The sequence below is a fragment of the Mariniplasma anaerobium genome, assembly GCF_016865445.1.
Lineage (GTDB): Bacteria > Bacillota_I > Bacilli_A > Acholeplasmatales > Acholeplasmataceae > Mariniplasma > Mariniplasma anaerobium.
This window is the reverse complement of record NZ_AP024412.1, coordinates 648,383-672,703: the sequence shown is the minus strand read 5'-3', so window position 1 is coordinate 672,703 and position 24,321 is coordinate 648,383. Positions and strand designations below refer to the sequence as shown.

21 protein-coding genes are annotated in these 24,321 nt (G+C 29.5%); 7 read left to right on the top strand and 14 right to left on the bottom strand.

The window, feature by feature from the left end; genetic code table 11:
• Positions 1 to 19 precede the first annotated feature (19 nt).
• From MPAN_RS03285 to MPAN_RS03265, 5 genes are all read right to left on the bottom strand, one after another.
• Entirely contained in the window at positions 20 to 787 is a 768-nt protein-coding gene (locus tag MPAN_RS03285) for an ABC transporter ATP-binding protein (protein WP_176238590.1), read from the bottom strand.
• Positions 765 to 1,766, bottom strand: coding sequence for a taurine ABC transporter substrate-binding protein (locus MPAN_RS03280; protein ID WP_176238589.1), 1,002 nt, complete (start codon positions 1,764 to 1,766; stop codon positions 765 to 767). The genes MPAN_RS03285 and MPAN_RS03280 overlap by 23 nt, the downstream gene beginning before the upstream one ends.
• On the bottom strand, positions 1,766 to 2,527 hold the full coding sequence (locus MPAN_RS03275) for an ABC transporter permease (protein WP_176238588.1): 762 nt from the start codon (positions 2,525 to 2,527) through the stop codon (positions 1,766 to 1,768). Before MPAN_RS03275 ends, MPAN_RS03280 begins: the two co-directional genes overlap by 1 nt.
• A 291-nt stretch (positions 2,528 to 2,818) precedes the next feature.
• On the bottom strand, positions 2,819 to 4,054 hold the full coding sequence (locus MPAN_RS03270) for a YeeE/YedE family protein (RefSeq protein WP_176238587.1): 1,236 nt from the start codon (positions 4,052 to 4,054) through the stop codon (positions 2,819 to 2,821).
• A gap of 21 nt (positions 4,055 to 4,075) precedes the next feature.
• The gene (locus MPAN_RS03265) at positions 4,076 to 5,773 is read right to left on the bottom strand and encodes an FAD-dependent oxidoreductase (protein WP_176238586.1); all 1,698 of its coding nucleotides are present in this window, start codon (positions 5,771 to 5,773) and stop codon (positions 4,076 to 4,078) included.
• A 506-nt stretch (positions 5,774 to 6,279) separates the two neighbouring features.
• Between MPAN_RS03265 and MPAN_RS03260 the strand changes: the two genes are divergently transcribed.
• The 3 genes from MPAN_RS03260 to MPAN_RS03250 all read left to right on the top strand — a co-directional run bounded on the left by MPAN_RS03260 (position 6,280) and on the right by MPAN_RS03250 (position 8,361).
• Positions 6,280 to 7,005: a type II secretion system protein gene (locus MPAN_RS03260; protein WP_176238585.1), complete on the top strand. Its 726-nt coding sequence runs from the start codon at positions 6,280 to 6,282 to the stop codon at positions 7,003 to 7,005.
• A 45-nt stretch (positions 7,006 to 7,050) separates the two neighbouring features.
• Complete coding sequence (locus tag MPAN_RS03255) at positions 7,051 to 7,704, top strand: hypothetical protein (protein ID WP_176238584.1); 654 nt, start codon at positions 7,051 to 7,053, stop codon at positions 7,702 to 7,704.
• 75 nt (positions 7,705 to 7,779) lie between these two features.
• Positions 7,780 to 8,361: a ferritin-like domain-containing protein gene (locus tag MPAN_RS03250; RefSeq protein ID WP_176238583.1), complete on the top strand. Its 582-nt coding sequence runs from the start codon at positions 7,780 to 7,782 to the stop codon at positions 8,359 to 8,361.
• 76 nt (positions 8,362 to 8,437) lie between these two features.
• Here the strand turns inward: MPAN_RS03250 and MPAN_RS03245 are convergent, their stop codons facing one another.
• Positions 8,438 to 9,841, bottom strand: coding sequence for an alpha/beta hydrolase family protein (locus tag MPAN_RS03245; protein ID WP_176238582.1), 1,404 nt, complete (start codon positions 9,839 to 9,841; stop codon positions 8,438 to 8,440).
• 56 nt (positions 9,842 to 9,897) lie between these two features.
• A complete protein-coding gene (locus MPAN_RS03240) occupies positions 9,898 to 11,070 on the bottom strand; it encodes a C39 family peptidase (protein WP_176238581.1) in 1,173 nt (390 codons plus the stop codon).
• Between the two features lie 170 nt (positions 11,071 to 11,240).
• On the opposite strand from MPAN_RS03240, the gene MPAN_RS03235 reads away from it, so the two are divergent.
• Positions 11,241 to 12,509: an MFS transporter gene (locus MPAN_RS03235; protein WP_176238580.1), complete on the top strand. Its 1,269-nt coding sequence runs from the start codon at positions 11,241 to 11,243 to the stop codon at positions 12,507 to 12,509.
• Between the two features lie 96 nt (positions 12,510 to 12,605).
• Here MPAN_RS03235 and MPAN_RS03230 read toward each other — a convergent pair whose 3' ends face one another.
• The 3 genes from MPAN_RS03230 to MPAN_RS03220 form a co-directional block, all read right to left on the bottom strand.
• Positions 12,606 to 13,067, bottom strand: a complete 462-nt coding sequence (locus tag MPAN_RS03230; protein WP_176238579.1) for a MarR family winged helix-turn-helix transcriptional regulator — start codon at positions 13,065 to 13,067, stop codon at positions 12,606 to 12,608.
• A gap of 130 nt (positions 13,068 to 13,197) precedes the next feature.
• Positions 13,198 to 13,524, bottom strand: coding sequence for a hypothetical protein (locus MPAN_RS03225; RefSeq protein WP_176238578.1), 327 nt, complete (start codon positions 13,522 to 13,524; stop codon positions 13,198 to 13,200).
• A 45-nt stretch (positions 13,525 to 13,569) separates the two neighbouring features.
• A complete protein-coding gene (locus tag MPAN_RS03220; protein WP_176238577.1) occupies positions 13,570 to 15,243 on the bottom strand; it encodes a SulP family inorganic anion transporter in 1,674 nt (557 codons plus the stop codon).
• A 187-nt stretch (positions 15,244 to 15,430) separates the two neighbouring features.
• Between MPAN_RS03220 and MPAN_RS03215 the strand changes: the two genes are divergently transcribed.
• Positions 15,431 to 16,135, top strand: a complete 705-nt coding sequence (locus MPAN_RS03215) for a hypothetical protein (RefSeq protein WP_176238576.1) — start codon at positions 15,431 to 15,433, stop codon at positions 16,133 to 16,135.
• Positions 16,136 to 16,189: 54 nt separating this feature from the next.
• On the opposite strand, the gene MPAN_RS03210 is transcribed toward MPAN_RS03215, so the two are convergent.
• From MPAN_RS03210 to MPAN_RS03200, 3 genes are all read right to left on the bottom strand, one after another.
• Positions 16,190 to 16,834 (bottom strand): peptidylprolyl isomerase, encoded by a 645-nt coding sequence (locus MPAN_RS03210; RefSeq protein WP_231756810.1) that lies wholly within the window; start codon positions 16,832 to 16,834, stop codon positions 16,190 to 16,192.
• A gap of 84 nt (positions 16,835 to 16,918) precedes the next feature.
• Positions 16,919 to 19,009 carry an InlB B-repeat-containing protein gene (locus MPAN_RS03205; protein ID WP_176238575.1) on the bottom strand — a complete coding sequence of 697 codons (2,091 nt, stop codon included), beginning with the start codon at positions 19,007 to 19,009 and terminating at the stop codon, positions 16,919 to 16,921.
• 92 nt (positions 19,010 to 19,101) lie between these two features.
• Positions 19,102 to 20,091: an NAD-dependent epimerase/dehydratase family protein gene (locus tag MPAN_RS03200; protein WP_176238574.1), complete on the bottom strand. Its 990-nt coding sequence runs from the start codon at positions 20,089 to 20,091 to the stop codon at positions 19,102 to 19,104.
• 146 nt (positions 20,092 to 20,237) lie between these two features.
• Between MPAN_RS03200 and MPAN_RS03195 the strand changes: the two genes are divergently transcribed.
• Positions 20,238 to 21,530 (top strand): hypothetical protein, encoded by a 1,293-nt coding sequence (locus MPAN_RS03195; protein ID WP_176238573.1) that lies wholly within the window; start codon positions 20,238 to 20,240, stop codon positions 21,528 to 21,530.
• A 12-nt stretch (positions 21,531 to 21,542) separates the two neighbouring features.
• Positions 21,543 to 22,502 (top strand): mechanosensitive ion channel family protein, encoded by a 960-nt coding sequence (locus MPAN_RS03190; RefSeq protein WP_176238572.1) that lies wholly within the window; start codon positions 21,543 to 21,545, stop codon positions 22,500 to 22,502.
• Between the two features lie 57 nt (positions 22,503 to 22,559).
• On the opposite strand, the gene MPAN_RS03185 is transcribed toward MPAN_RS03190, so the two are convergent.
• Positions 22,560 to 24,314, bottom strand: a complete 1,755-nt coding sequence (locus MPAN_RS03185) for a hypothetical protein (RefSeq protein WP_176238571.1) — start codon at positions 24,312 to 24,314, stop codon at positions 22,560 to 22,562.
• Positions 24,315 to 24,321: the final 7 nt, after the last annotated feature.

Genomic DNA, 24,321 nt, shown 5'->3' with positions numbered 1-24,321 from the left:
AAGGGAAATTCCCTTTTTTTTATTCTTCTAATAAAGATAATATCTCTTCTTTTAGTTTTATAAAAATTTTTTCATCAACGACATGTTCCTTAGGATTTAATAACAATCGATTTGTATAATCAATATCATAATCTTTAACGATGCTTTGTTCTCCTCTTCTCATGACATATATTTTTGTTCCTAATAGTAATGCTTCATCAATATCATGCGTTACAAAAAATATAGTTGAGTTATTCTTTTCCCATAAAGTTCTAATCATAGTTTGCATTTTTTTTCTTGTGAAACTATCAAGAGCTCCAAAAGGTTCATCCATAAGAATAACTTGAGGATTATTTGCGAGTGTTCGAGCAATCGCAACTCTCTGTTTTTGACCTCCAGATAATTCAAAAACTTTTGAATCTTTATACTCTTCTAGTTCTACTTGTTCTAAAAACTTATCGCAAATCAAGTTAATTTCTTCTTCTGATTTATGTGCAAGTCTTGGTCCCATGGTGACATTTTTTTTAACGTCAAACCAAGGAAACAAATTTGTTTCTTGAAAGACGACACCTCTAGATTGATCAGGACCTTCAATCTTCTTGCCATTCATTAAGATTTCTCCTTCATTGGGTATAAGAAAACCAGCAATGGCTTTTAATAAAGTAGATTTCCCGCAACCAGATGGACCTAAGATACAAACAAATTCATTTTCATGTATATCTAAAGATACATTATTGATTGCTCCAATAATGTCATCATCTAAGTCATAATCAACACCGACATTTTTAATTTTTAATAAAGTTTCCATTATTCACTCCTATTGCATATGAGTTATTTATAAAAGCTTCTACTTCTGCTCTAGTGATTACTCGATTAACAAAATCTTGATCAAGTAAAAATTCTGATTGAGAAAACATTGTATCAACATATCCAGTTATAAACTCATTGTCGTTCATTTCAGCTAAACTTGTCCATATTGATCCACTAACTTGAACATCAATTTCATCTACTGTTAAATCTAACTCACTTGCTAGCATACTAAGTGCATCAGCACGATTTGACAGAAAATATTTATAAGCTTCATCCATACATTGTATATACGCTTCTACTAACTCGGGATTGGCTTCAGCAAACGATTTTCTAACTAATTCAACATTAGCAGTCATATATCCTTTTTCAATCATATCTTCTGATGAAACTAATACAAATCCATCATTATCAATTAAAGTTCCTAAAGTAGGTTGCCATGTATATGCAGCGTCAATGTCACCACGTAACCATGCAGCAGCTAATTCACTAGTTTTCATATTAAGAAGTTGAACTTCATCTTCTATACCAGCTTCTTTTAAAACATTAAGTAATACATAATGAGCAGTTGAAACAAATGTAGTTGCAACATTTTTACCAACTAAATCTTCAACTTCAGTAATACCAGAATCATTCTTAACAACTAATGCTTCAACATCTCCTAAGGTTTCATGGATCCATATAAGCTCAGCATCTAAGTTACTACCTAAAGCTACTAGAGAATTGATGTTTCCCATGGTTGCAAAATCTATATCTCCTGATACGATTGCTTTATTCGCATCAACACCTGAATCAAAAGTGTAATAATTTACATCATAACCAAGCGCATTATATTTTTCTTCAAATAATCCCATTTGTTTAGCCAATATTGCGTCATTAGGAACTTTTAATAATCCAATATTAACCTCTGTTTTACTTCCCCCACAACTTGTTAATATTACAAGTAAAAATAATAAACCGATCATAAACATTTTTTTCATTAGTTTTGTCCTTTCCAAAATACAACTTTATCTTCTATTAATTTTAAAAATTTATCAATAAAAATTGCAGAAATACCGATAATGATAATACCAACAAATACAATTCTAGAATTAAGTTTATTAGACGCATCTAAGATAACCCATCCAACTCCAGAAATTGCAGCTACCATTTCTGCACTTACTAATGTCGTAAATGCGACTCCTGTAGCAGTTCTGATCCCTGTGAATATATTAGGTAGAGCTCCTGGAAATACAACATTTGTAAATAATTGCATCTTATTTGCCCCTAATGTTTGTGCTGATAATATATAATCAGTTTTAACTAGTTTGACTGCTTGCACACATGCAATATATACAGGTGCAAATGCCGCGATAAATAACAAGACAATTTTCGATGTGTTTCCGATACCTAACCATAATATTAAAACCATATAATAAGCTAAAGGAGGTAGCGGTCTTACAAAATCAACAATAGTAGACACTACAATTTCAATTTTCTTTATATATCCACATAATAAACCCAAAGGCACTGCAACAATAACAGCAAAGATAATAGCTATAAATAATCGTCCATAGCTCGCAGCTATATGACTCCAAAACGATTTACTACCATATCCGTTTGCTACGAAATCAAGGAATGCTAAAAACACTTTATGTGGAGGTGGTACAACCACAGGACTTACTATACCAAGTTGTGGAATAGTAATGATAAACCATATTAAAATGATGGTTAACCAAACAATAGTTTTTTTAAACTTCATAGTTTTTATATACAAAAAAAATATTTAACTTTTTTAAGTATAATTCCCTTTCAATTTAGTCTTATCACAAACTCAATTTGATATATATATAAATTAAATTATAAAAAAACCTCTTCATACGCTTATATTTTGGTTTATTTTTTTTAATTTAAATTTTCTTAACTGTATGTATTACTCTTATTTATTATATATGATTTAGGATAAAATTACCATATGTTTTCTAATATATTATAAAAAACCTCTTATCCAAGGATAAAAGGTTTTAAATATTTATATAATGCTTAGAAATTTTTATTTATCAAATTTTTTGTAGAATGCTTTTCTTATCATATTTCCTAAGTATCCGCCACCGAATAAGAAGAATAAATAGAACCAACCAGCTAATGAGAAGTTAGCAATTGGAGTATATAAAGCACCAACATTACAACCTAGAGATAATCTAGTACCAAAACCTAGTAATAAACCACCAGCTGCAAATAATAAGATTTCCATTGGTTTAATCTTTAAGCCTTCTTTGAAAATTTCTGTAAATCTACCTGATAATAATAGTCCTACAAAAGCTCCTAAGATAATACCAATGTTTTGCATATAAGATGAAGATTCAAATAATTTAGTAGTAAATGATCCTGCAGGTCTTCCAGTAAATTCAACTAAAGCATTAACACTAACACCAAGTTTAGCTAAGATTGTTCCAAACCAGTTACCATAAACTGTTGAAGCGCCCCAACCAGTACTTGATACTGCATATAATAATCCAAATAAAATTGCGATAACTAAAGCAGTTTGAGTTAATGACCATTTTTTAACAAAATATCTGTGCCATACAGTGCCTTCTTCTTCTACAACTTCAGCAACTGGAGCTGGGAAGTTTTTAGCAACTTTCTTTTGATACCATTTAGCTAAGAAGCCAACACCAACAGCAAGTACAACAGTTAATATTAATGCGCCGATAATACCAGCACCCATATTAGCTCCACCATTACTGAATAAGTCAACAAACCAAACACCATTGTAACTAGCAGTTGTAAATATTGAAGTTTGAACAAAACCAGTAGTCATTAAAGGGAATCCTAAAAATACGCCGACTCCAAAGAAGAATAATGTGATTAATGCTCTTGAAAATCCAACAGGTACATCTTGTAATACACCAGTTGCACAGCAACTAGAAAATGCCATACCAACACCAAATAAAATACCACCAAATAATAATCCCCAAGAAATTGGATTAACCCATAAACTTAGTGAAGCTCCACCTAATAAGAATGCAGCAACGATCATTGCAGATACAACGAACATTACTAATAATGATCTTAATAGTTTTGTAGAACCTGTTCTACATGCTCTGTTTGACAAACCAGCGAACCCATAATCGCCTCTTGTTAAAGCATAACCAAGTCCTAAACCAATTAATAATTTAACAAATACTCCACCAGCAACTACTTCTGTGAAGCCTAACACTAATACTAGTAAAATTAATGCAAATCCAACAACTGCTTCAATCAATTGTTTTTTACTTAAACTTTTCATACTTCCTCCGTGTTATTTTTTTTATTTAAAATTGTATTCTGTTACAATTTTAGTTCTCTTTAATGTTACATCTTCAAAATATTGATTATAACAAATACCCATATAAGATCCTGAAATATTATAAATATTATCAAATCCTAATTGTCCAAGTGCTCTAGCTACATTATAACTTCTTTGAGCTGAACGGCAATGTACATAAACTGCCTTATCCTTAGGTATTTCATCTAATCTTTGTCTAAATTGGCTCATTGGAATATTAACTGCATTTTTAATATGACCTTGTGCATATTCGTTAGGTTCTCTAACATCAATGATATATCCGCCATTTTCATAAATATCTCTGACTTCAGAGACTTTAACTTGTTTGAATTCTCCATTCATAACATTTAAAGCAACTAAAGCTGCATGATTTAGTGGATCTTTTGCAGTTGAGAAGATTGGTGAATAACATAATTCTAGTTCTTTTAAATCATCAAGCGTTCCACCCATTGTAATCATTGCTGCAATAACATCTGCACGTTTGTCAGCGTTACCTTTACCAATAGCTTGGCAACCTAAGATTTTTCCTGTTGGAACTTCAAATACTAATTTTACATGTAGTGGATTTGATGAAGGTATAATACCAACACTATCTCCTGGAATAAGATATACATAATCATATTTAATACCAGCTGCTAAACATTGTTTTTCATTAAGACCAGTATTTGCTGCATTAAGTTCAAATATTTTTACACAACTTGAGCCAATGCCACCTTTATTTTGTATAGTTCTACCATACATATTATCTGCTGCACTTCTTGCTTGTCTTTGAGCAGGTCCAGCTAATGTAAGTCTTGATGGTCTACGTGTTAATGAGCAATAATATTCAATCGCATCTCCAACAGCATAAATATCTTTAATATTTGTTCTAAAATTATGATCTACTTTGATACCACCAGTTTGACCTAATTCAATACCAATTTTTTTAGCTAAGCTTACTTCTGGAACTACACCAATTGCAACAATAACCAATTGTGCTTTAACTTTTTTACCATTTGCTGTTATAACACAATCTTCTTTGATTTCAGCTAATGCATCACTTACAATAAGATCTACATTGTTGTCAATAATTTCTTTATGTAGGATTTGAGCCATATCTTTATCATATGGTGTCATGATTTGATCAGCTGCTTCAATTAAGGAAACCTTAATACCAGCATGAGTTAAATTTTCCATGACTTCAATTCCGATAAATCCTCCACCTACAACTGCAACATCCGTAACTTTGTTATCATGGATATAATTATCAATTTTAACAATGTCAGGAACATTTCTTACAGGAAATACATGTTTAGAATCTATGCCTTTAATTGATTTAGGCATAATTGGATTTGCTCCTGGTGAAAAGAATAATTTATCGTATTCTTCTTCATAGGTTTCTCCAGTTAAAACATTCTTAACAACTACTTTGTGCTCATTAGGTTTTACATCAATGACTTCACTATGAACTTTTGCATTAATATTATATTGTTTAGCAAATTGTTCTGGACACATTAAAACTAAATCGTCACTTTGCGGCACCATTCTACTTAAGAAAAATGGTAATGCACAATTTGAAAAAGAAACGTATGGCCCTCTTTCAAACATTGTAACTTCGGCTTGTTCATCAAGTCGTCTAACTCTAGCAGCTACTGATGCTCCACCAGCAACGCCGCCAATAATCAAAACTCTTTTTGACATATGACACTCCTTCTTGTTTATTAAAATTTTTATTAATTCTTCGATTGCACCTATCTAATTATAACTAATTTCATTTAAGTATACAAGGTTATTTTGTGATTAATTTATATTTTTTACATTTAATTATTCAATAATTTTAAAAATTTAAGTACCTTGCCCAAACACTTCAGCATGCTAAAGTATTTATCCAGCATTTAATTGTTTTTTTCAATATTATAATCATATTATATTATTTATAATTATCTTATTTTTAATCATTTTTACATGTGCAAATATGTTCTTTAAATCTAATTAAAAAACAGATGTTTTGTAATATCTGTCAAATGTTATAGTTCTTTAAAAATGTTTTTGGTATTAATATTTTAAAAAAGAACCCCTAGTTACATGTTAAAACTTAGTTGCTACCCTAAGATACTTGAAAAAGAGTTCTTTATTATTCATACTCTTATTGCTTGAAACATGCATTTATGATAATATTAAATCATAAAAATTACGAGGTTATAAATATGCGTAGTAAAAAAGCAGTTACATTAATTGAATTATTAGCAGTCACTGTCATATTAGGGATTATAGCCTTAGTATCTATTGTCTTGATAGGTAACCTACTTGAAAACACACGATTGAAAGCTGATCAAAGAACTATTGAAAGTGTGAATTATGCTATACGTAATTACGATGTTGATCATCCTGATGATCCTTTATCAGAAAGTGATTTATCTGTTGATGAAATGCTTTCATTTCTAGTAGATGAACAATATCTGTCACAACAACCTATTTTACAAAGCAAAAACAGTGAATTTATTTGGGATACAGACTTAAAAGTATTTAAGATATTTATCAACGATGTCGCGCTACCTTTATCTCCATATGGTGATACATTTGAAGAAATAGCACCTGAGATTATAGATGATATTAAAGAAAATTTTCTTACTACAGGTAGCTATGGACGAACATGGGGAGATTATCGGTATACTGATATTGGTTTGGATCCGGAAGATTGGGATACATTTGTTTTGCATATCTTATACAAACCTTCTGGCAGTGCATTAAGATTAGATATTGAGCCTGGATATCAATTTGTTTTTGAAACAATTAGTGGGTCTACTGTCGTTATTAGATCTACTTTTAATTGGAGTATCATTTATAATGATTTAGATGAGAAATGGTATTACCATAGCATTGATCCTGATAAAGAAATAGATATTGATACACTTATCGTTGAATTAACATAGTTTTTAATCTTTGTATGAGCTAATCTGAATTTAAAGGAGATTACCATGGATGATTTTGAAAAAATGTGGAGAGAAAAAATATTAAAGCATATTGATCAATATGTTAATAAAAAAACTGGTCAAAAAGTAAGTCAAATAGAAATCGACTCCCCCATAGAATACTCAAAAACACTGATTTCTACGCTTAAGAAAGAAACTGTTGATGAACAAATTCAAAAACTATTTATCGATAATGCCTGTCATATACCGCATCATAAACTTGATGAAGCCAAAAAAGTCTATAGTGATACTCAGTCATTATCAAAAACTAGAGAAGCTCTTGAGTTAAGTTTTTTAAAAGATATCATCATTGATAAAAACCTTTCAAAAAAACAAGCTAAAATGATTATCGAAAACGGTTGGGGCCTTGCTGGTATCCAACAAGATGATACAATCATCGCAACTAAGATTCCTTCAAAGTTTCACCAATATATGAATGAAACTGATCCATTAAAGAAAAAATATTTTTATTGTCATTGCCCTCGAGTTAGAGAAAACTTGTTAAATGGTGCAGACCTAGATTCTATATATTGTAATTGTGGTGGCGGCTTTTATGTTGATATATGGACATATATCACAGGTAAGGATGTATCCATTAAAACATCTAAATCATTATTTGATGGAGATGATGTTTGTCAGTTTGTTATTTCTTTTAACTAAATTTCAAATTTTGCCAATAAATTTGCTTGTTTGATTGTATATATAGTGTAACTAAAAAATGAAAGCAGGTTTACTATGAAACAATTTATTATTGGCACAATCTTATTATTCAGCTTACTTCTATTAAGTGGCTGTGAAACTATATCAGAGGATTCTGTAGTTAATACACTATCTCCTATGCAAGAAACTATCGATTTATCAGATGAATTTATAGAACTAGATGATGATTCATATGGAAGTGTTAGCGCACTTGATCAAACAACATTTACAATTGAAGAAATGCTTATTTATGCACTTCAAGATGAATATGCTGCTCGTGCAGAATATGATTACGTATTATCAACATTTGATATTACTAGACCATTTAGCAATATTATTAAAAGTGAAGAAACACATATATCTTTATTACTTCCACTTTTTGATACTTATAACTTATCAGAATTAGAAGATACATCAGATAGTCATTTGATTTCAATTGGTAGTGTAGAAGAGGCATTTGATATCGGAGTTCAAGCTGAAATTCTTAATATCGCTATGTATAATTTATTTTTAGAACAAGATGATCTTCCAGATGATGTTAAAGAAGTTTTTGTTAAATTAAGAGATGCATCTATGAATCATCTTGATGCATTTGAAAAAAATGCAGCTAAATCATAGAATAAATTAATCTCTAAATCAAAATCTAAAAAAAAGACCTACAAATTGTAGGTCTTTTTATTATGTATAGATCATATTAGCTATTAATGATTCTTACTTCTTCCCATTGATTAGGATCTATTTGACTATTCGCATCATCTTTTAATGCCTCATCAAAAAAATCTGTAATCATTGATTTTAAAATAGTAACAAGATATCTACTTTCTACACTTCCAGAAAATCCAATTGTTTTAACAAGTGGTGAATACATATAAACCATCGCAAAATCATAATGTGTTGTGCCATCTATTTGATAAAGTATAGATGGATAAGTGCTTTGCTCAATTAAGGATAAAAGATTTGCATTGTTTTCTCCAGTTTCCCAACTACCACTTCTTAAAAACATAGATGGTATGTCTAAACCTACATTAATTCTATTTTCATTAATAGATTCAACCCAAGCATCAAGTCCGATAACAGCAGCAATTCTATCATCATCTAGTGCAACAGCAACATCAGCTCCACCACCAGTTGAATGACCAAGTAAACCTATTTTATCTAAATCTAATTTTCCACTAAATCTTGATTGACTATCAATATCATTAATATCTTCTAAATAATCTAAAGTGGCAGTTATATCTGAAGCATATGTATATACTAATTGATTTGCATACTCTATGAAATCATTTGTTGTTTGTCTGTCGGGTAATGCATCTAAATTAAGATAGGCTACATCATCGTCATCAAATAAGGTTGCAACTGATCCATAAGAGTGATCTATACCGACAACAATATATCCTTGACTTGCTAACTCTTCTGCATAATCAGTATGAAGATTTCTAAAGCCTCTCCATCCATGTGACAAGATAACAATAGGATAATTCTCTAAATCAGTACTTATCGGTGCATTAAAGTATGAATTTGACAAAATATTTACAGTGTGATCTAGTACAAAGTCAGGCAATCCTGTATCCTTACTAAGTGCTCTAGCAACAACCAATCCATCTTCTAGCCAAGGTGCTTGTTCGTATCCATCGATAGTATCTGCTGGATACCATATTTGAATTTTTGTTCTTCTAAAATCATTTGGATCTTGACTATAAAGTTCTAATCTTGCTTGATCATCGATTACAAAAGATTCAGTTCCTATTAAATAATTACCACTAGGTATAGGTAAATCATACATAGGGAAAACTAAAATAGAAATAGCTGAAATAACAATAAATACACTTGAAATAATCATTAGTGTTCTTCTTATGAAAGTCTTTAAAGTCGTATTCATGATTAGACTGAAATATATTAAAACACCTATTAGAAGTAATGCAAGATAAAGCAAGTAAAATTGCCATCTTGATCCTTGTAAAATTAAATGCAAGACAATAGCTAATACTGAAGTCCCCCATAAAAATATGACATATATAGGTTTTATTGGTTTTTTAATCATCAAACTTATAATCAATGATAAAGATGAGACATAAATAAATACTTCTAATAAAATCATATGATAAACTCCTTTTGTTTATAAACCTTCTATTTATTATTTTATCACAAGATGATTTAAAATGGTGTAGTTTGCACTACATATATATAGCCACGCCAAGCATCTAATAAATCTTGAAGATTATACTCTCTATTAACTTTCGAATCTTCATATTCAGCAGGATCACTTACTAAAGCATACCAAGTGTCATCAATAAGTTTGAAGCCCGTTAAAACAAGTAAATGTCCAGATGGATATGCCATAATACTACCTTCTAGTTCTTCTTTAGTTTGAGTTCTTATGGATAATACAAGTGGCTGGTCATTATTTATATATGAGCTTAGTGTTGATAAATCATTTGCATATTGTACACGTGCATATAAATCATCAAATCCACCTGCATAACTTGCATTAAAACTCCAGTTCCCATAAATTTGTGCACCTTGATCAAATACATAACTGGAAACCAATGATTGTGACTCACTATGATTGTAGTAATTTAATACCATAGACAACGATGTTGGTGAGCAGATTAGATTTCCAATAGCTGGAACACTTAATTGCTGTCTTGGTTCTAATAAAATAGATTTTTCTTGTAAAATACTAAAATCATAATGATTCTCACTTTGTTTAGGAATAGTTGTGATACTTATATTTTTTAAAGCTGTAGCATCTGTATCACTTTTAGCAAAAATAACTTTAAATTTAATTCGATTTATATCTATTAATTTAGGTGTTATTGTATCAATTGTTTTTCTGCCATATTGATCTACTTGATCTTCTAAAGATGTTTTATAAGTCTTTCTCCATAAAGCCATTGCATAATAATCTGAGTAACCAGTATGATTGCCAATAGCTACGAATATTGTTACTGTTGATTTCTCATCAAGAACTACATTCCACGTAGGAACTAGTTCAGCAAAAGATTCAACATGAAAATCACTAGTTTCTAATATGCCTTGGAAGTTATTATCATCTAATTTAATCATTGAATTTTCTAATTTTAAATTATCACAAACCATGCTATGACTCCAAAGTTCATCTGCATTAAGTGTATGTGTTTGGTTTATTGAAACTAACTCACTAGCTTGACAAGTGTTATCCATAATATCTTCACCTTCTTCATCTTTAGGATCTTCTATATTTTCTTCTGAGTCTTGGTTATCTATATATGCTCTGTCTTGATCAAGACAACCATTTATAGATACTATGAAAGCAAAAAGCAATAACACAAATAGCACTTTTCTCATAAGCTCACCCCTTGTTATTCAATTATACAATATTGACAAGAAAAATCAAAAATATGAATGAAGAAAATGGCTTATCTGCATTTTTAAATCATTTTCTATCTTGATGAAACATTTGATTGCCATTTTCATCTAACTCTATGATATAATAATGACTTGTAGGAGGACTTTTTATGGAAAAAGTCATTAAAAAAATAAATAATAAGTTTTATTATGGATGGGTGATTGTTCTCATCAGTAATCTTACTTTCTTTATGAGTTCACCTGGTCAAACATACTCCATTAGTGTATTTGTAAATGAATATGAAAATGTTTTTTCTTATTCTTCTACACTTATCTCATCTACTTATAGTATTGCTACTATTCTAAGTGGTGCTTTAATCATTTTTATGGGTAGAGCAACAGATAAGTATGGAGCAAGAAAAATGATTATGATAGCCGGAGCTATGTTAGCTTTATCGGCTTTTTTTAGTAGTTTTACTTCCAATATTGTTATGATTTTTATAAGTTTTTTCTTGTTAAGATATTTTGGACAAGGATCTCTAACATTATTACCTAACACATTGACACCTAAATGGTTTGAAAAAAATAGAACACTAGCAATTAGTCTTTCAGCTATTGGTGGATTATTAGGAGCATTATTAATTCCTTCATTTAATCTATGGTTAATCACTCAATTAGGTTGGGAAAACGCATGGAGAATCTGGAGTTTAATATTATTCTTTATTTTCATTCCAACTGTTTATATATTTGCAGCAAATAGACCAGAAGACCATAATATTCCCATGGAAAATCAGGAAGATGAAGATAGCCAAAGCGTACAAAGCAGCTTAACAAAGATGAATAAAAACAGTTTTTCTTTATCAGAAGCCCTCAAAACAAAAGAATTTTGGATTGCTGGTCTTATATCAATGATACCTGCTATGTTTTCAACAGGTATGACATTTCATTTTTTCAATTTAATGGGTTTAAGAGGCATCAATAATGCTACAGCAGCAATGATTATAGGATTAATCGCTGTCCCATCTTTTATTATTCCTTTTATGGCAAAACCAATTATTGATAAACAACCTGTAAAGCGCATCTTATCTACATCTCTAATCATGATGATTTTATCAATGGTAATCCTCATGCTTCTAATTACTAATGTTTCACAAGCTATTATGTTTATTTTATTTTACGGATTAGCAATTGCAGTTCAAAATATTACCCTTAACATACTTTGGCCAAACTATTTTGGTCTTAAATATTTAGGTAGTATTCGTGGTGCCGCTACTATATTCATGGTAGCTGGAAGTGCACTAGGTCCACTACCATTTGGAATATCTTTTGATTTAACTGGCAATTATAATATTGCGATATTAGGCATGGTTATTTTTACTAGTATAACTTTAATTCTTTCTTTTTTCATGGGTACACCTAAAAAACAATTAGTTGAATAAAATCATGAGAATACTTGTATTCTATACAAGTATAAGAAAAAAAGACACAACTTATAAGTTGAGTCTTTTTTTATATCTTTACACACTTTTTAACACTTAATCATTGTAATGATCTCTATGTTTAGGATGTTTTGGGTCTCTTGGTAATTTCTTTTCAAGAGATTCGATAACCTCTACTGCTTGTTTTAAAGATTCAAATTCTTCTTTTGAAAACAAACTTAATCTTTTTTGCATAAATTCATGATGCTGTACTTCTAACATTTCAACAGTTTTTTTGCCTTTTTCTGTAAGCACAATAGATTTTTTTCTCTTATCAATTTCATCATCTAATTTAATTGCTAAGTCTTTAGCTTCTAAGAGATCAACTAAATACGTAAATGAACTTTTTTCTAGATGAAGTATGTGCCCATATTCTTTAAACGGCATATCTGGTTTTTCATCAACTAGAAATAACAACTCAACTTCATTTCTATTGATTTTATGCCCAACCTCTGGTCTAAACCCTCTTTCAATATCTTTTGAAAACTTTTCCAATACTCTAAAATTTATACGATCCATAATTTCCTCCTTTGGTTCGAATTCAAACTAATTATAGTTCATATTCGAACTATTGTCAAGTGTAAAATTTTTTTTGTGTAATTTATGAAAAAACACTTTCCATTGTAATGGAAGGTGTTTAGATGTTGGTTTATTGAAAAATTGAAAACGGATTTCCTTTAAAAGGATTTAATCGCGGTTTTGTATAAAGCTTAACACTCTCTTGGCCAGCTTTTAATAAAAACTTAGCATTATATTTTTTAGGAAAATGTTTATCAAATACAACATAGACATATGCATCATAAGTTGGAACGTCAAATGTAATGCTTTGTCCATTTTTAAGTGGTGGATCGATTAATCTTAATGGTACACCATCTAATTTTAAATCATATGGTTCACCACTTTGTACATAAACATAGACCTTCATAATTGATGCAACAAAACTCTTTTTTCTTTCTAAAGTAACTTTTCTTGTCATAAATATCCCCTTTTAATTATTTAATATCATTATATCATAAAATATTTATTTAGTTTCCCTATTATTTTTTATCATTTGTACAGCTTCTTCAATGGTTTTAAAGATATGATCTTCTCCGATTTTTTCAATCATGTTTGCTTTCAATAATGTTTGATATGGTTGCGATCTAAGTCCAGTAATCAAAACAGTAATATGTTTTGATTTACATGTTTGTAAAGATATATGAAATGAATGAAGTGCTGTTGCATCTATAGCAGGAACATGCTTCATGCCTATAATAAGATATTCAATCTTTGTATCAAGCTGATTAATTGCTTCAATATATTTAAATGCTGCTCCAAAGAAAAATGGACCATTAATTTGATACATTTTCACACCATCTAATGAAGGATACTTTTTGGATTCATTTGTATAAGCTTTTTCACCATCTGCATGATTTGTTTCTGTAAAATCTAAATTCTTAATTGAAATATCTGATACATCACTCATACGCTTCATAAATAAGAACATAGACATTACTAAACCTATCTCTAGTGCAACAACTAAATCAACAGTTATAGTTAAAACAAAAGTTGTTAATAAAATCGCAACATCACTTTTTGGTGACTTTAAAAGTCCTTTAAACTCTCTCCACTCACTCATATTATAAGCAACAATGAATAATATAGCCGCAAGAGATGTCAATGGTACATGTTGTACCAGTGGCATTAAAGATACTAATATGATTAATAGAACAATAGAATGTGTAATGCCAGCAATTGGAGTCCTACCACCATTTTTAATGTTTGCTACTGTTCTAGCAAGTGCACCTGTTACTGGAATACCTCCAAAAAATGCAGATCCAATATTTGCTGCACCTTGTGCAATCAATTCCATATTAGATTGATGTTTACTTCCAATCATACCATCTGATACAACTGCAGATAACAACGACTCAACTGAGGCTAAAAATGCAATAACAAATGCTGGTGCTATAAGTAACTTGATTAAATCAAAAGTTATGGTTGGCATTTGAAACTTTGGAAAACTTGAAGAAAGTGTTCCAAATTTAGTTCCTATTGTTGCAACATTTAAATCAAATAATCCAACTAGTAATGAAGCTATGATCAATGCTATTAAAGTACCAGGAATTTTCTTGCTAACTTTTGGCCAAAATATAATAATAATCAGTGTAAGTGCACCAATCAAAAATGTCATTAAATCAATTTTTAAAAAATTTAGAGCATAGGATTTCCATCTATCTATAAAATCTGAAGGGACTTGAGAGATACCAAGACCTAAAAAATCATTAATTTGTGAAGAGAAAATGACAAAAGCTATTCCGCTTGTAAATCCAGTTATGATAGGGTAAGGAATAAATTTGATCATAGTTCCCATTTTAAGCAACCCTAAAAAAATCATTATAATTCCTGCCATAATCATAGCAATAATCAATCCATCCATACCAAACTCGGTAATAATTCCAAATACGATGACCATAAATGCTCCAGTTGGACCACCAATTTGAACTCTACTTCCACCAAGAAAGGAAATAATAAATCCACCTATAATTGCCGCATATAATCCTGATTCTGGAGAAGCGCCTGAAGCGATAGCTAAAGCAATAGACAAAGGAAGCGCTATGATAGCTACTATACTTCCTGCAATGATATCTTTTAAAAACTGTGCCTTTGTATATGTCTTCATCACAGAAAACAGTTTAGGCTTTAATCTAGACATAAATAACCCCAATAATATATTCTTAATTTATAGCAACATCTTAAATATTACGCTCATACATATCAAAAGTCAATATGAATTTATAGTTTATATGTATATAAATAAAAAATAATATTTTATTGTATTTTCTATACATTCATAGTAAACTAAATCTAATGTTAAACATACTGGATTTTGGAGATATACTATGAAAAAAACACTAACAATTATGATTTTACTTTTTGCCTTATTACTTAGTGGGTGTACAAAATTAAGTGATACACAAAAAGAACTTGAAATTTGCATCAAAAACCTTATCGAAGAAAATGAGTCTAATACATGTGACACAGCAACTCGCAATCATTTAATTGAAACAATGGTTATAGAATCTGCTGCATCACTTGATTTTTTCGATCAAAGTGTGCTTGTCGACTATTCTAATTTCAGAGATGAGTACTTTATATATATCCTTAAATTTGAAGATATTTCCGATACTACTTTGGATATAGAAGACATGTTTGATATCAGTAAACAAATTTATATAGATTTTGATGAAATCCTTGAAATTAGTCAAATATCTACAGTTTATTTTAATCCTATCACTCATAGTTATAGTTATATCTTTACTGCAACAGATGTCTACTTTAATTTCACTAATCAAGACACGATGGAAAATCTTTTATTACAAAAAGATAATTTCATTAAAGATGTATTAGATACTACTGTTGTAGAGTTTGGTATACTCACGCTTGAATCACTTAATTATAGTGTTGTTATTGATCTAGATTTTAAAAATAAAACATTTTCAGAATTAAATATCACGACCTTAACAACCAATCCACCAAAAACTTCTTTAGAAACGATTGCTTTAGTAAAAGACTATTTAATCAATGAAGGCTTTACTGAAGACTGATACTCCATATATTTTTCAAATAAAAAAGGGCATTGCCCTTTTTTTGTTTATTGATTAACTTGCACAACTTACTTGGCCAGCTTCATATCCTTTTAAATCAATAGATATACTGGTAATCACAACATCATCTAAGGGGCCATCACTTGAGTTGGTAGAAACACCAGCAAGTTGATCTAATATATCAAACCCGCTTATTAAACCACCAAATCCAGCATAACTACCATCTAAAAAGACACTATCATTGTGAACTATAAAAAATTGACTAGTTGCACTATTTTTTATAGATGTTCTTGCCATGGATATAACACCACGTTGATGTGATAAATCATTTGCAATACCATTTGATGAAAACTCGCCTTGTATTTGACAGTTTGGATTAGACACGATACCACCTTGAATCATAAAGTCTTCTATAATTCTATGAAAAGTACTACCCTCATAAGATCCTTGATAAATATATTTTATAAAATTATCTACTGTATTTTTTGCTAAATCAGGGAAAAGCTGTAATTTCATATCTCCATAATCCTCTACAGTAATCGTAACAACAGGATTATCATTTTTTAAGTAAGTCTCATAAGGAAATTGTGAAAAATCAATCACCTCTTCTTCTTGATCAACAGTTGCACTACATCCAGTTAAGGTTATCGCTAATATCATTAGCGTTATATATATTTTATTAATTGTAATATCCTCCATGTATAATCTATTATTATTGTATCATCAACTTTTAATCCTATGTTTAATTCTTATTTTTTTATCTCAAATAGTCAAAATCTTTATTTATTCAAATCCTATAAATATAATTTCATCATCCAAATTAACAACAAACCGTAATTCTATAGTCGAATTATTAAATTCTTTTAAAAAATCAATATCAATGAATGAAATTGCTTCTATATATATACTTAAAGTTTCAAATGATTGCAATTCAATCTCATTTGATATATCATCATAGATTACATTGAAATATCCTACATAGATAGCTGAAGAAAATGGGTGTTGTTCAATTTCTAAACGAAATTCATTTGATAATTCCTTTATCATATAAGGTACATAGGTTATATAGTTAACAAACTCTCTAATTTCATAAGCATCTAACTCATTATCATCCCAGTTTCCGGTAATACTAATAGAGTCACCAATACCATAATCTTCTAAAGCATCTTTATTGTTAACGAATATGTAAACACCATCATACAAACTATGTAAATAAAAACCATCATCATTAATACTATAAATAAATCCATTGATTGTAATAACCCTTGACGTCTCTAAATTTATAATATCTGATATTAAACAAGGATATACATAGATAAATGAAAGTTCTATATCTTCACTATAATCTCCCTTAGTCAAAGTAAGTGATAATGTAAAATTGAAGCCATTTTCAGGTTCTTCAACAAAATAATTATAATCATTAAAATACTGAGGATGAGACCATTCAATATTAGAAACTTTTGATCCGTTAAATGCATATGAAGGAATGTCTACTTTATAGTAAACACCCATTGGCATAAACTCTCTAATCCATAAAATATCTTCAGATAAACTCAATTGATCATCTTTATCTTCAATGATTGTAATGTCGTCAAGTAATCCACTATAACCTATATTAAGTCCTCTATACAGATAACCAAGTAAAATAACTTCCAATGTTACCGTCTTATCTGCATAATTTCTTAATTCAAATGAATCAATTAAATTTTCAATTATGATAACAAGATAATTGCCAAACTCATCATATATACCCATATAGTTACCATCAATAAATTGAAACTCACCGCTTATAATAAATTTTTGTCCTAATTGATCTATATCTGCAAAATAATTATCAATTAAATCCTTAATGGTAGATTCACTTACATCAAAAGGATTTTCTAAACCAGTTTGTATAACTTCTGTTTCTATAACTTCTGTTATGGCTATAGAAAGACCCGTAGGTCGGAAAGTTCCTACAACTCTAATCTTATCTCCAATCTCAAAATCAGCATCAGTATCAAATACTATTGCTTCAATTCCATCGGATAAATATGTTTCTCCTCTAAATGTGGCTGTTACGATACCTGTGAATTCTATAACTTCACCATATGAAGCCATATTTTTTATAATCTCAATAGATGTATATGAACTAAACTCAGTATCTAATAAAAGTGATCCATATAAAACTAAATCTTTACCTGGCATATGAAGGTCATTAAATGTTAGGGTTAATGCTTCATCAAGAAACCACCCACTAAATGTTTGTCCATTTTTGACTTGTGGTCTTCCTAAAGTAATCAATTCATCATAGACTATATCATATTCAATATAAGATTGACCATTCAATACAAATGTCATATGATATGTGTTTACCTCATATTTTCCATAAAGTGAAAAGTTTTCAGAACTTGCACTAGTGATAAAGAGAGAGTCTTCTACTGGTGATGAATAATCTTCATTTAAATACCATCCGATGAATGTATATCCTTCTATTTCTGGTGCTGGATGTGTAACACCATTTGGATTATAAATATTAGTTTTTTCATCATAGATATCATATACATAACCAAAATTTTTAATGTAATAAGTGATTGTATCATAAGATTGTCCCACAAGATACAAAGTCATATCTTTAGTTATCAGTGCTTCTTCATCAAAAACTATGCTTAAAGCAGAATCTTCATACCATTGATACTCGCCTATATCTGTTAATTCAGGTAGCTCTATTGTTTTTCCTGATTCAACTTCTATATCATCTAAAGCTTCAATTCCTTCAGGTACAACAAAAGAAATTGTATGCTCTACAATCTCTGGTTCTTCTATTGGTTTATCACAACTAATTAGTAAAAAAGCAATTACAAAAACACCTACTATTTTAAGTAATATCTTCATAAAACCTCCCCTAAATCTATTCTTAACTTGATAAATAATATATTCATTATAACATATTGTAATTACCTAAATAAAAAAATTCTAGTATTAAATTAACCTTGGTTAAGTTTTTTTAAATATTCTTTCATTTCAAAAGGTTTCATACCAACTGCAATCTCATTTGCATCACCTTTAACTTCTTGAAACCAGTTAAATGCGTCCATGATCGTATCTTTTAAATCTCTTGATGCAAATCCATGTTGATAAGATTTTAATTGATTTCCAGAATATATTAGCTTGCCAAATGGATCATCATTATATAAAGGAAAAGAAAGTGGTTTTATAATATCATTTTCTTTAAACCAAGCGTATTCTAATTCTATTAAATTACATGATGGATTTAAAATGCTTTGGCATGTTTTAATGAAGTCAATAAATTTTAAATCTTCTTGTGGCCCTTGTAAATGATAGATTCCACTTAATTCTTTTTCTAAAGCAAGAATCACAAAACTACCTAAGTCTTTTGCATCTACATATTTAAAGTTAAATTGATCATTTTTTGGAATGATCATGTTATCCATATAGTTAATCATAACTGGCCAATAGGTAAATCTATCCGTATAATCCTTTTCTCCTACTATATAGCCTGGTCTGATGATGATCGATTTTTCAATGCCTATCATATCAACTACTTGTTTCTCACAAGCAGCTTTTAAAGGTCCATAAGTTTCTCCTGTTATTTTTGTTGAATTAAAGTCTAAGTCAACTAGATCAACAGTCTCATCAAACCCTTCTTCTTTAGGATTAATAACTGAAAAAGACGATATAAATAAATATCTATTAAAATTGTTTTTTAAAACATTCAAACTTTTTTCAATTTGTTTAGGAAAGTATGCACATGTATCAATAACTGCATCAAATTTCATGTTTTCTAATTTATACATATCTGTATTTCTATCACCTATAATATTTTTTGATTTTGGAAATAATTTACTATTTGTTTTGCCGCGATTAAAAAAAACTATTTCATGTCCTCTAGCCTCGGCAGCCTTTGCAATATGATATCCAACAAATCTTTTACCACCTATAATGAGTATCTTCATTAATCATCACCTCTTATAATTTTATTATAACATTAATTACAATAACCTTAATTTGATATTTCCATTTTATAATTTATGTTATATAATAAATATAATACATCACGATTTAGCCTTTGTTTTTATAAATTTTAAAATATGGGGATAAAATGCGAAAATCTCGTAACAGAAAAAATGAAGAAAATAAAAGACGTTTTGAAGCCATCAAAGACTTAATGTCTACTTTTGCTATGGCTACAGTTGCAGTTGTTGCTGCTGTTACTTTAATTCCTGCTTCTCCTAAAGCAGAAATTATAAAAGCTGTCGCTTTAACTGATGAAATAGTCTATCAAGTCAATATTACTGATCAAGACAATGCATTAGATTTATCTACAGTTTTTGTTGTGCTTGAAAATCAATTAGAATATTATGAGCATGCGATTAACTTGGGTGAAAACTCAGGTTATTTTACTGATTTAGAACAAAACACTGAATATCGTTTAAGTGTTTATGGAAATAAAGGCTTTGGACAAGAAAGACTAGACACCCTAAAAATCACAACCAAAGAAAAAATTGGTGGAACGATATTATCAGTCACACCTGATCAAATGGATTTTATGACAACCTATGATGTCGATATATCCATTAATGACCCCACTTTAGCCTATACTTCTATAGATTTATATTATGGCTATAGTTATGGACATGGCACAGAATTTGAATATCAATCTATTGCTATTACTTCAAATAGAGAGACTATTGTATTAACTGATATTTATACATATGAGCCTTTTCATATATACCTAGAAGCAACCACAGTTGATGACACTATAATACTAGATGAAATTTGGGTAACACCAAAGTTTGAACTCTACACATCACTTTATATGGATTTTATAAATAGTGAAGAAATCGGCTTTTATGTATACAATGATATGTCTATAGAATCCATTAGTTATCAAATGAATATTTATAAAAATGATTTTCTTATCAGAACTGATCAAGTTATTTTACTAGAAGGTGAATATGGAGAAAATCAATTTGTCATCAAAGACTTATCACCAGGTACAACATACACATTTGAATGTCTTGCAACATATCAAAATCCACAGACCTTAAGGCAAGAAACCCAAATTGTTTATCAAGAAGAAACAACAACACTTGATTCTTATACATATACGTTTAGCATAGAGACATTTGATGATTACATGGAAGTTACAATCAATCTAAATGATCCAAACAATTATTTCCAATATGCCTATTTTGAAACCTATGAAACATTAGATGATCAATATATGTATTTGGATGGACAATCATATATCTTTGATGTCAATCCAAATGATAAATCAATCTCATTTACCATATTTATACCAACTTCTTCTGATTATCAAATCATCATAGGTATGCAAAGCCAAAACAATTTTTTAATCACTCAAATCATTGAAATTATTATATTAAACTAAGGAGACAAACAAATGAAAAAACAAGAAAAAGAAAAAACAAGTAATTTAGATTTACACAAATGGATAGTTTTAGGTATCATCATTATATTTATCTTGATTGGAAGTCTAGCAAATATTTTATTTCCAGATAGTGCTTTTGCAACTATTATCGATAGTTCAATTGGAAAATTTTTTGATGTTGTGAGTCTTTTTAAAAACAACTATATCAATATTTTAGAAAGTATCGCAGTCATATTATTTATAGGTATCTTATATTATGTGATTTCAGTACTTATTAAATTACTCACAAAAAACAATACTAGAAAAGAAACCATTGGCATTCTGATCATATCAATGACAAAATTTGCGTTTATGGTCATTGCCTTAATTCTTGTGTTGTCTGCTTGGAATGTTCCAACACCAACACTATTAGCTGGAGCTGGGATTGCTGGCTTAGCTATATCATTTGGAGCTCAAGGTTTACTAGAAGATGTTTTTGCAGGGTTATCAATCATCTTTGAGAAACAATTTGTTGTCGGTAATTTTGTTGAAGTCGGTGATTTTAGAGGTGAAGTTTTAGAAATTGGTCCTAGAAACACAAGAATAAAAAATATTTATGGTAATATATTGATTATCGCAAATTCTGATATAAGAGAAATCGTTAATCTTTCTGAAGAACTATCTTTTGCAATCTCTGAAGTGTCCATTGAATATAGTGCAGATCTTGATAAAGTTGAAGATATTATTAAACAAAATCTTCCATTGATTAAGGAAAAAATTCCACAAATTGTGCAAGGCCCTATTTATGATGGTGTTGATCAACTAGGAGATTCAGCTGTTATTGTACGTGTGATTGCACATTGTGAAGAAAAAGATCGCCTAAAAGTTAGACGACTTTTAAATAAAGAATTAAAGATTCTATTAGATAAAAATGGCATCACTATACCATTTCCTCAACTTGTTATTCACCAAGGAAATCAAAATAAAGAATAATATAAAACGCTTGAAGTCATAAACTTCAAGCGTTATTTTTTGATATGAATTTTTCTTTTATCGATTCTTTTGATTATTATTCCTTACACCTGGAACAACTATAATTGTAATGACCATCACACTAAATATAATCTCAAATACTAAATTAACTTTTTCTTCTCTGTCAAAGGATGGATTTGAAAAAGCTACCTCACTTCTTTTTGAGTATTTTGGCATAACAAATGTTGCAATATGCTCTTTATCCAATACATATATCTTATAGGCAAAAGTTTCATTGTCACCAATGAATATGAGGTATATGTTTTCATCATCAGCATCATAGTCAATATATGGATAATAAATATCTAAATATTCTAGCAACTTCCCATTTGCATCATATGTCATCATGGAATCTACTGAACTAGAAATATAATTGTTATTGGCAAATATGAATGTCATCAAATCTTGATCAATATCCATCAATTTAATATTTGATGTATTTTTCGGGATTTTTAAATATTGTCTTTCAGTTTCACCAGATATTGTAACATCTATAATTTTTAGTGTACTATTGAAAAATGATTGTCCAACATTTAATTTAGCAAGAACATAATTATCATAAGCTAAAGCTGTAAATGGATAAGAATATATTTCCCATGTATCAATCGTAGAAAATAATGCTCTTTGTCTATCTTCATCAACTGAATAATAGATATCTTCTGTAAGATATATGTCTTCTGATCCTAAACATTTGGGTATTGTATACCCAAATTTAGTAAGTTGCATATAATCTTCTACTTGACATGAACTCTCGCTGACTTCTTCAATTAATTCGCCTGCTTCATTAATATAGCCATATCCTAAATCTTCCTCTCCACTTACTTGATATCTAAAATGAACGGCATCATCATATACAACCATATTTGTTGCTAATCCAGGGACAACTTGGTCATACATAATTTCAGAGCCTCCAGTATCTAGATCATATACAAACAAACGTCGATTTAATACATAAATTTTATCTTCATGTACCAAAGAGTTATATGCAATGCCGCCTGGATCACTCATATCTAAATTAAATTCACGCTTGATAATTGGTTTTCCCATCACATTATGGTCATATATATTGTAGATTGTAAAAAAGATAATGATTAGTGTGATAAAAAACATTGCTTTTATTGTCTTAAACTTAATAAATGTGAATTTCGTATACTCTAGTAGTAGTAATTTAACTAGTAATAAACCTAGTAAAAGTAAACTGTAAACTACAAACGCATAAAATATTTGTTCTATATATATCACTTTTGGAATGATCATGAAAAACAAATAGATTGAAACTGAATCTATGATGATAGATTTAGATATTGAATAATTATCTTTAAGAGACCTATTAACGATAAGTACAACGATCCCTAAAATGATTGCTGCTACAAATAACATAACCACTAAATAAGTTGGTGCTAACAACTCAAAATACTTACTTAATAAAAGACTCATGATAATAAAAATTGTTGTTGCTTTTTCCAATCCTTCGAAAAATAAAACTGTCTTGATTGAATACGATAATTTATATCTTTTTTTAAAGACTTCCTCTGCATCATATAAAGCAACTAAAAAAGAACCTAAAAAGATTGTTATGACAGACATAACAACATAGCCTAGATTCTCAGTAATTGTATCGCTTGGGAATAATACAGTAAAAATTAACCCCATCGTTAAAAATGTAATTGTATAAACAAGTATATATCTTTTGATATTATATGTTTTATTTAATGTTTTTTTCAACATTAAAATAGATTTATAGCTTGCTATAAATGCTTTAATTTTATTCATTTGTTAT

Excerpts from the sequence above, each read along its gene's own strand:
- MPAN_RS03285 (WP_176238590.1), bottom strand. The coding sequence starts at position 787 with ATGGAAACTTTATTAAAAATTAAAAATGTCGGTGTTGATTATGACTTA.
- MPAN_RS03280 (WP_176238589.1), bottom strand. The coding sequence starts at position 1,766 with ATGAAAAAAATGTTTATGATCGGTTTATTATTTTTACTTGTAATATTA.
- MPAN_RS03275 (WP_176238588.1), bottom strand. The coding sequence starts at position 2,527 with ATGAAGTTTAAAAAAACTATTGTTTGGTTAACCATCATTTTAATATGG.
- MPAN_RS03270 (WP_176238587.1), bottom strand. The coding sequence starts at position 4,054 with ATGAAAAGTTTAAGTAAAAAACAATTGATTGAAGCAGTTGTTGGATTT.
- MPAN_RS03265 (WP_176238586.1), bottom strand. The coding sequence starts at position 5,773 with ATGTCAAAAAGAGTTTTGATTATTGGCGGCGTTGCTGGTGGAGCATCA.
- MPAN_RS03260 (WP_176238585.1), top strand. The coding sequence starts at position 6,280 with ATGCGTAGTAAAAAAGCAGTTACATTAATTGAATTATTAGCAGTCACT.
- MPAN_RS03255 (WP_176238584.1), top strand. The coding sequence starts at position 7,051 with ATGGATGATTTTGAAAAAATGTGGAGAGAAAAAATATTAAAGCATATT.
- MPAN_RS03250 (WP_176238583.1), top strand. The coding sequence starts at position 7,780 with ATGAAACAATTTATTATTGGCACAATCTTATTATTCAGCTTACTTCTA.
- MPAN_RS03245 (WP_176238582.1), bottom strand. The coding sequence starts at position 9,841 with ATGATTTTATTAGAAGTATTTATTTATGTCTCATCTTTATCATTGATT.
- MPAN_RS03240 (WP_176238581.1), bottom strand. The coding sequence starts at position 11,070 with ATGAGAAAAGTGCTATTTGTGTTATTGCTTTTTGCTTTCATAGTATCT.
- MPAN_RS03235 (WP_176238580.1), top strand. The coding sequence starts at position 11,241 with ATGGAAAAAGTCATTAAAAAAATAAATAATAAGTTTTATTATGGATGG.
- MPAN_RS03230 (WP_176238579.1), bottom strand. The coding sequence starts at position 13,067 with ATGGATCGTATAAATTTTAGAGTATTGGAAAAGTTTTCAAAAGATATT.
- MPAN_RS03225 (WP_176238578.1), bottom strand. The coding sequence starts at position 13,524 with ATGACAAGAAAAGTTACTTTAGAAAGAAAAAAGAGTTTTGTTGCATCA.
- MPAN_RS03220 (WP_176238577.1), bottom strand. The coding sequence starts at position 15,243 with ATGTCTAGATTAAAGCCTAAACTGTTTTCTGTGATGAAGACATATACA.
- MPAN_RS03215 (WP_176238576.1), top strand. The coding sequence starts at position 15,431 with ATGAAAAAAACACTAACAATTATGATTTTACTTTTTGCCTTATTACTT.
- MPAN_RS03210 (WP_231756810.1), bottom strand. The coding sequence starts at position 16,834 with ATGGAGGATATTACAATTAATAAAATATATATAACGCTAATGATATTA.
- MPAN_RS03205 (WP_176238575.1), bottom strand. The coding sequence starts at position 19,009 with ATGAAGATATTACTTAAAATAGTAGGTGTTTTTGTAATTGCTTTTTTA.
- MPAN_RS03200 (WP_176238574.1), bottom strand. The coding sequence starts at position 20,091 with ATGAAGATACTCATTATAGGTGGTAAAAGATTTGTTGGATATCATATT.
- MPAN_RS03195 (WP_176238573.1), top strand. The coding sequence starts at position 20,238 with ATGCGAAAATCTCGTAACAGAAAAAATGAAGAAAATAAAAGACGTTTT.
- MPAN_RS03190 (WP_176238572.1), top strand. The coding sequence starts at position 21,543 with ATGAAAAAACAAGAAAAAGAAAAAACAAGTAATTTAGATTTACACAAA.
- MPAN_RS03185 (WP_176238571.1), bottom strand. The coding sequence starts at position 24,314 with ATGAATAAAATTAAAGCATTTATAGCAAGCTATAAATCTATTTTAATG.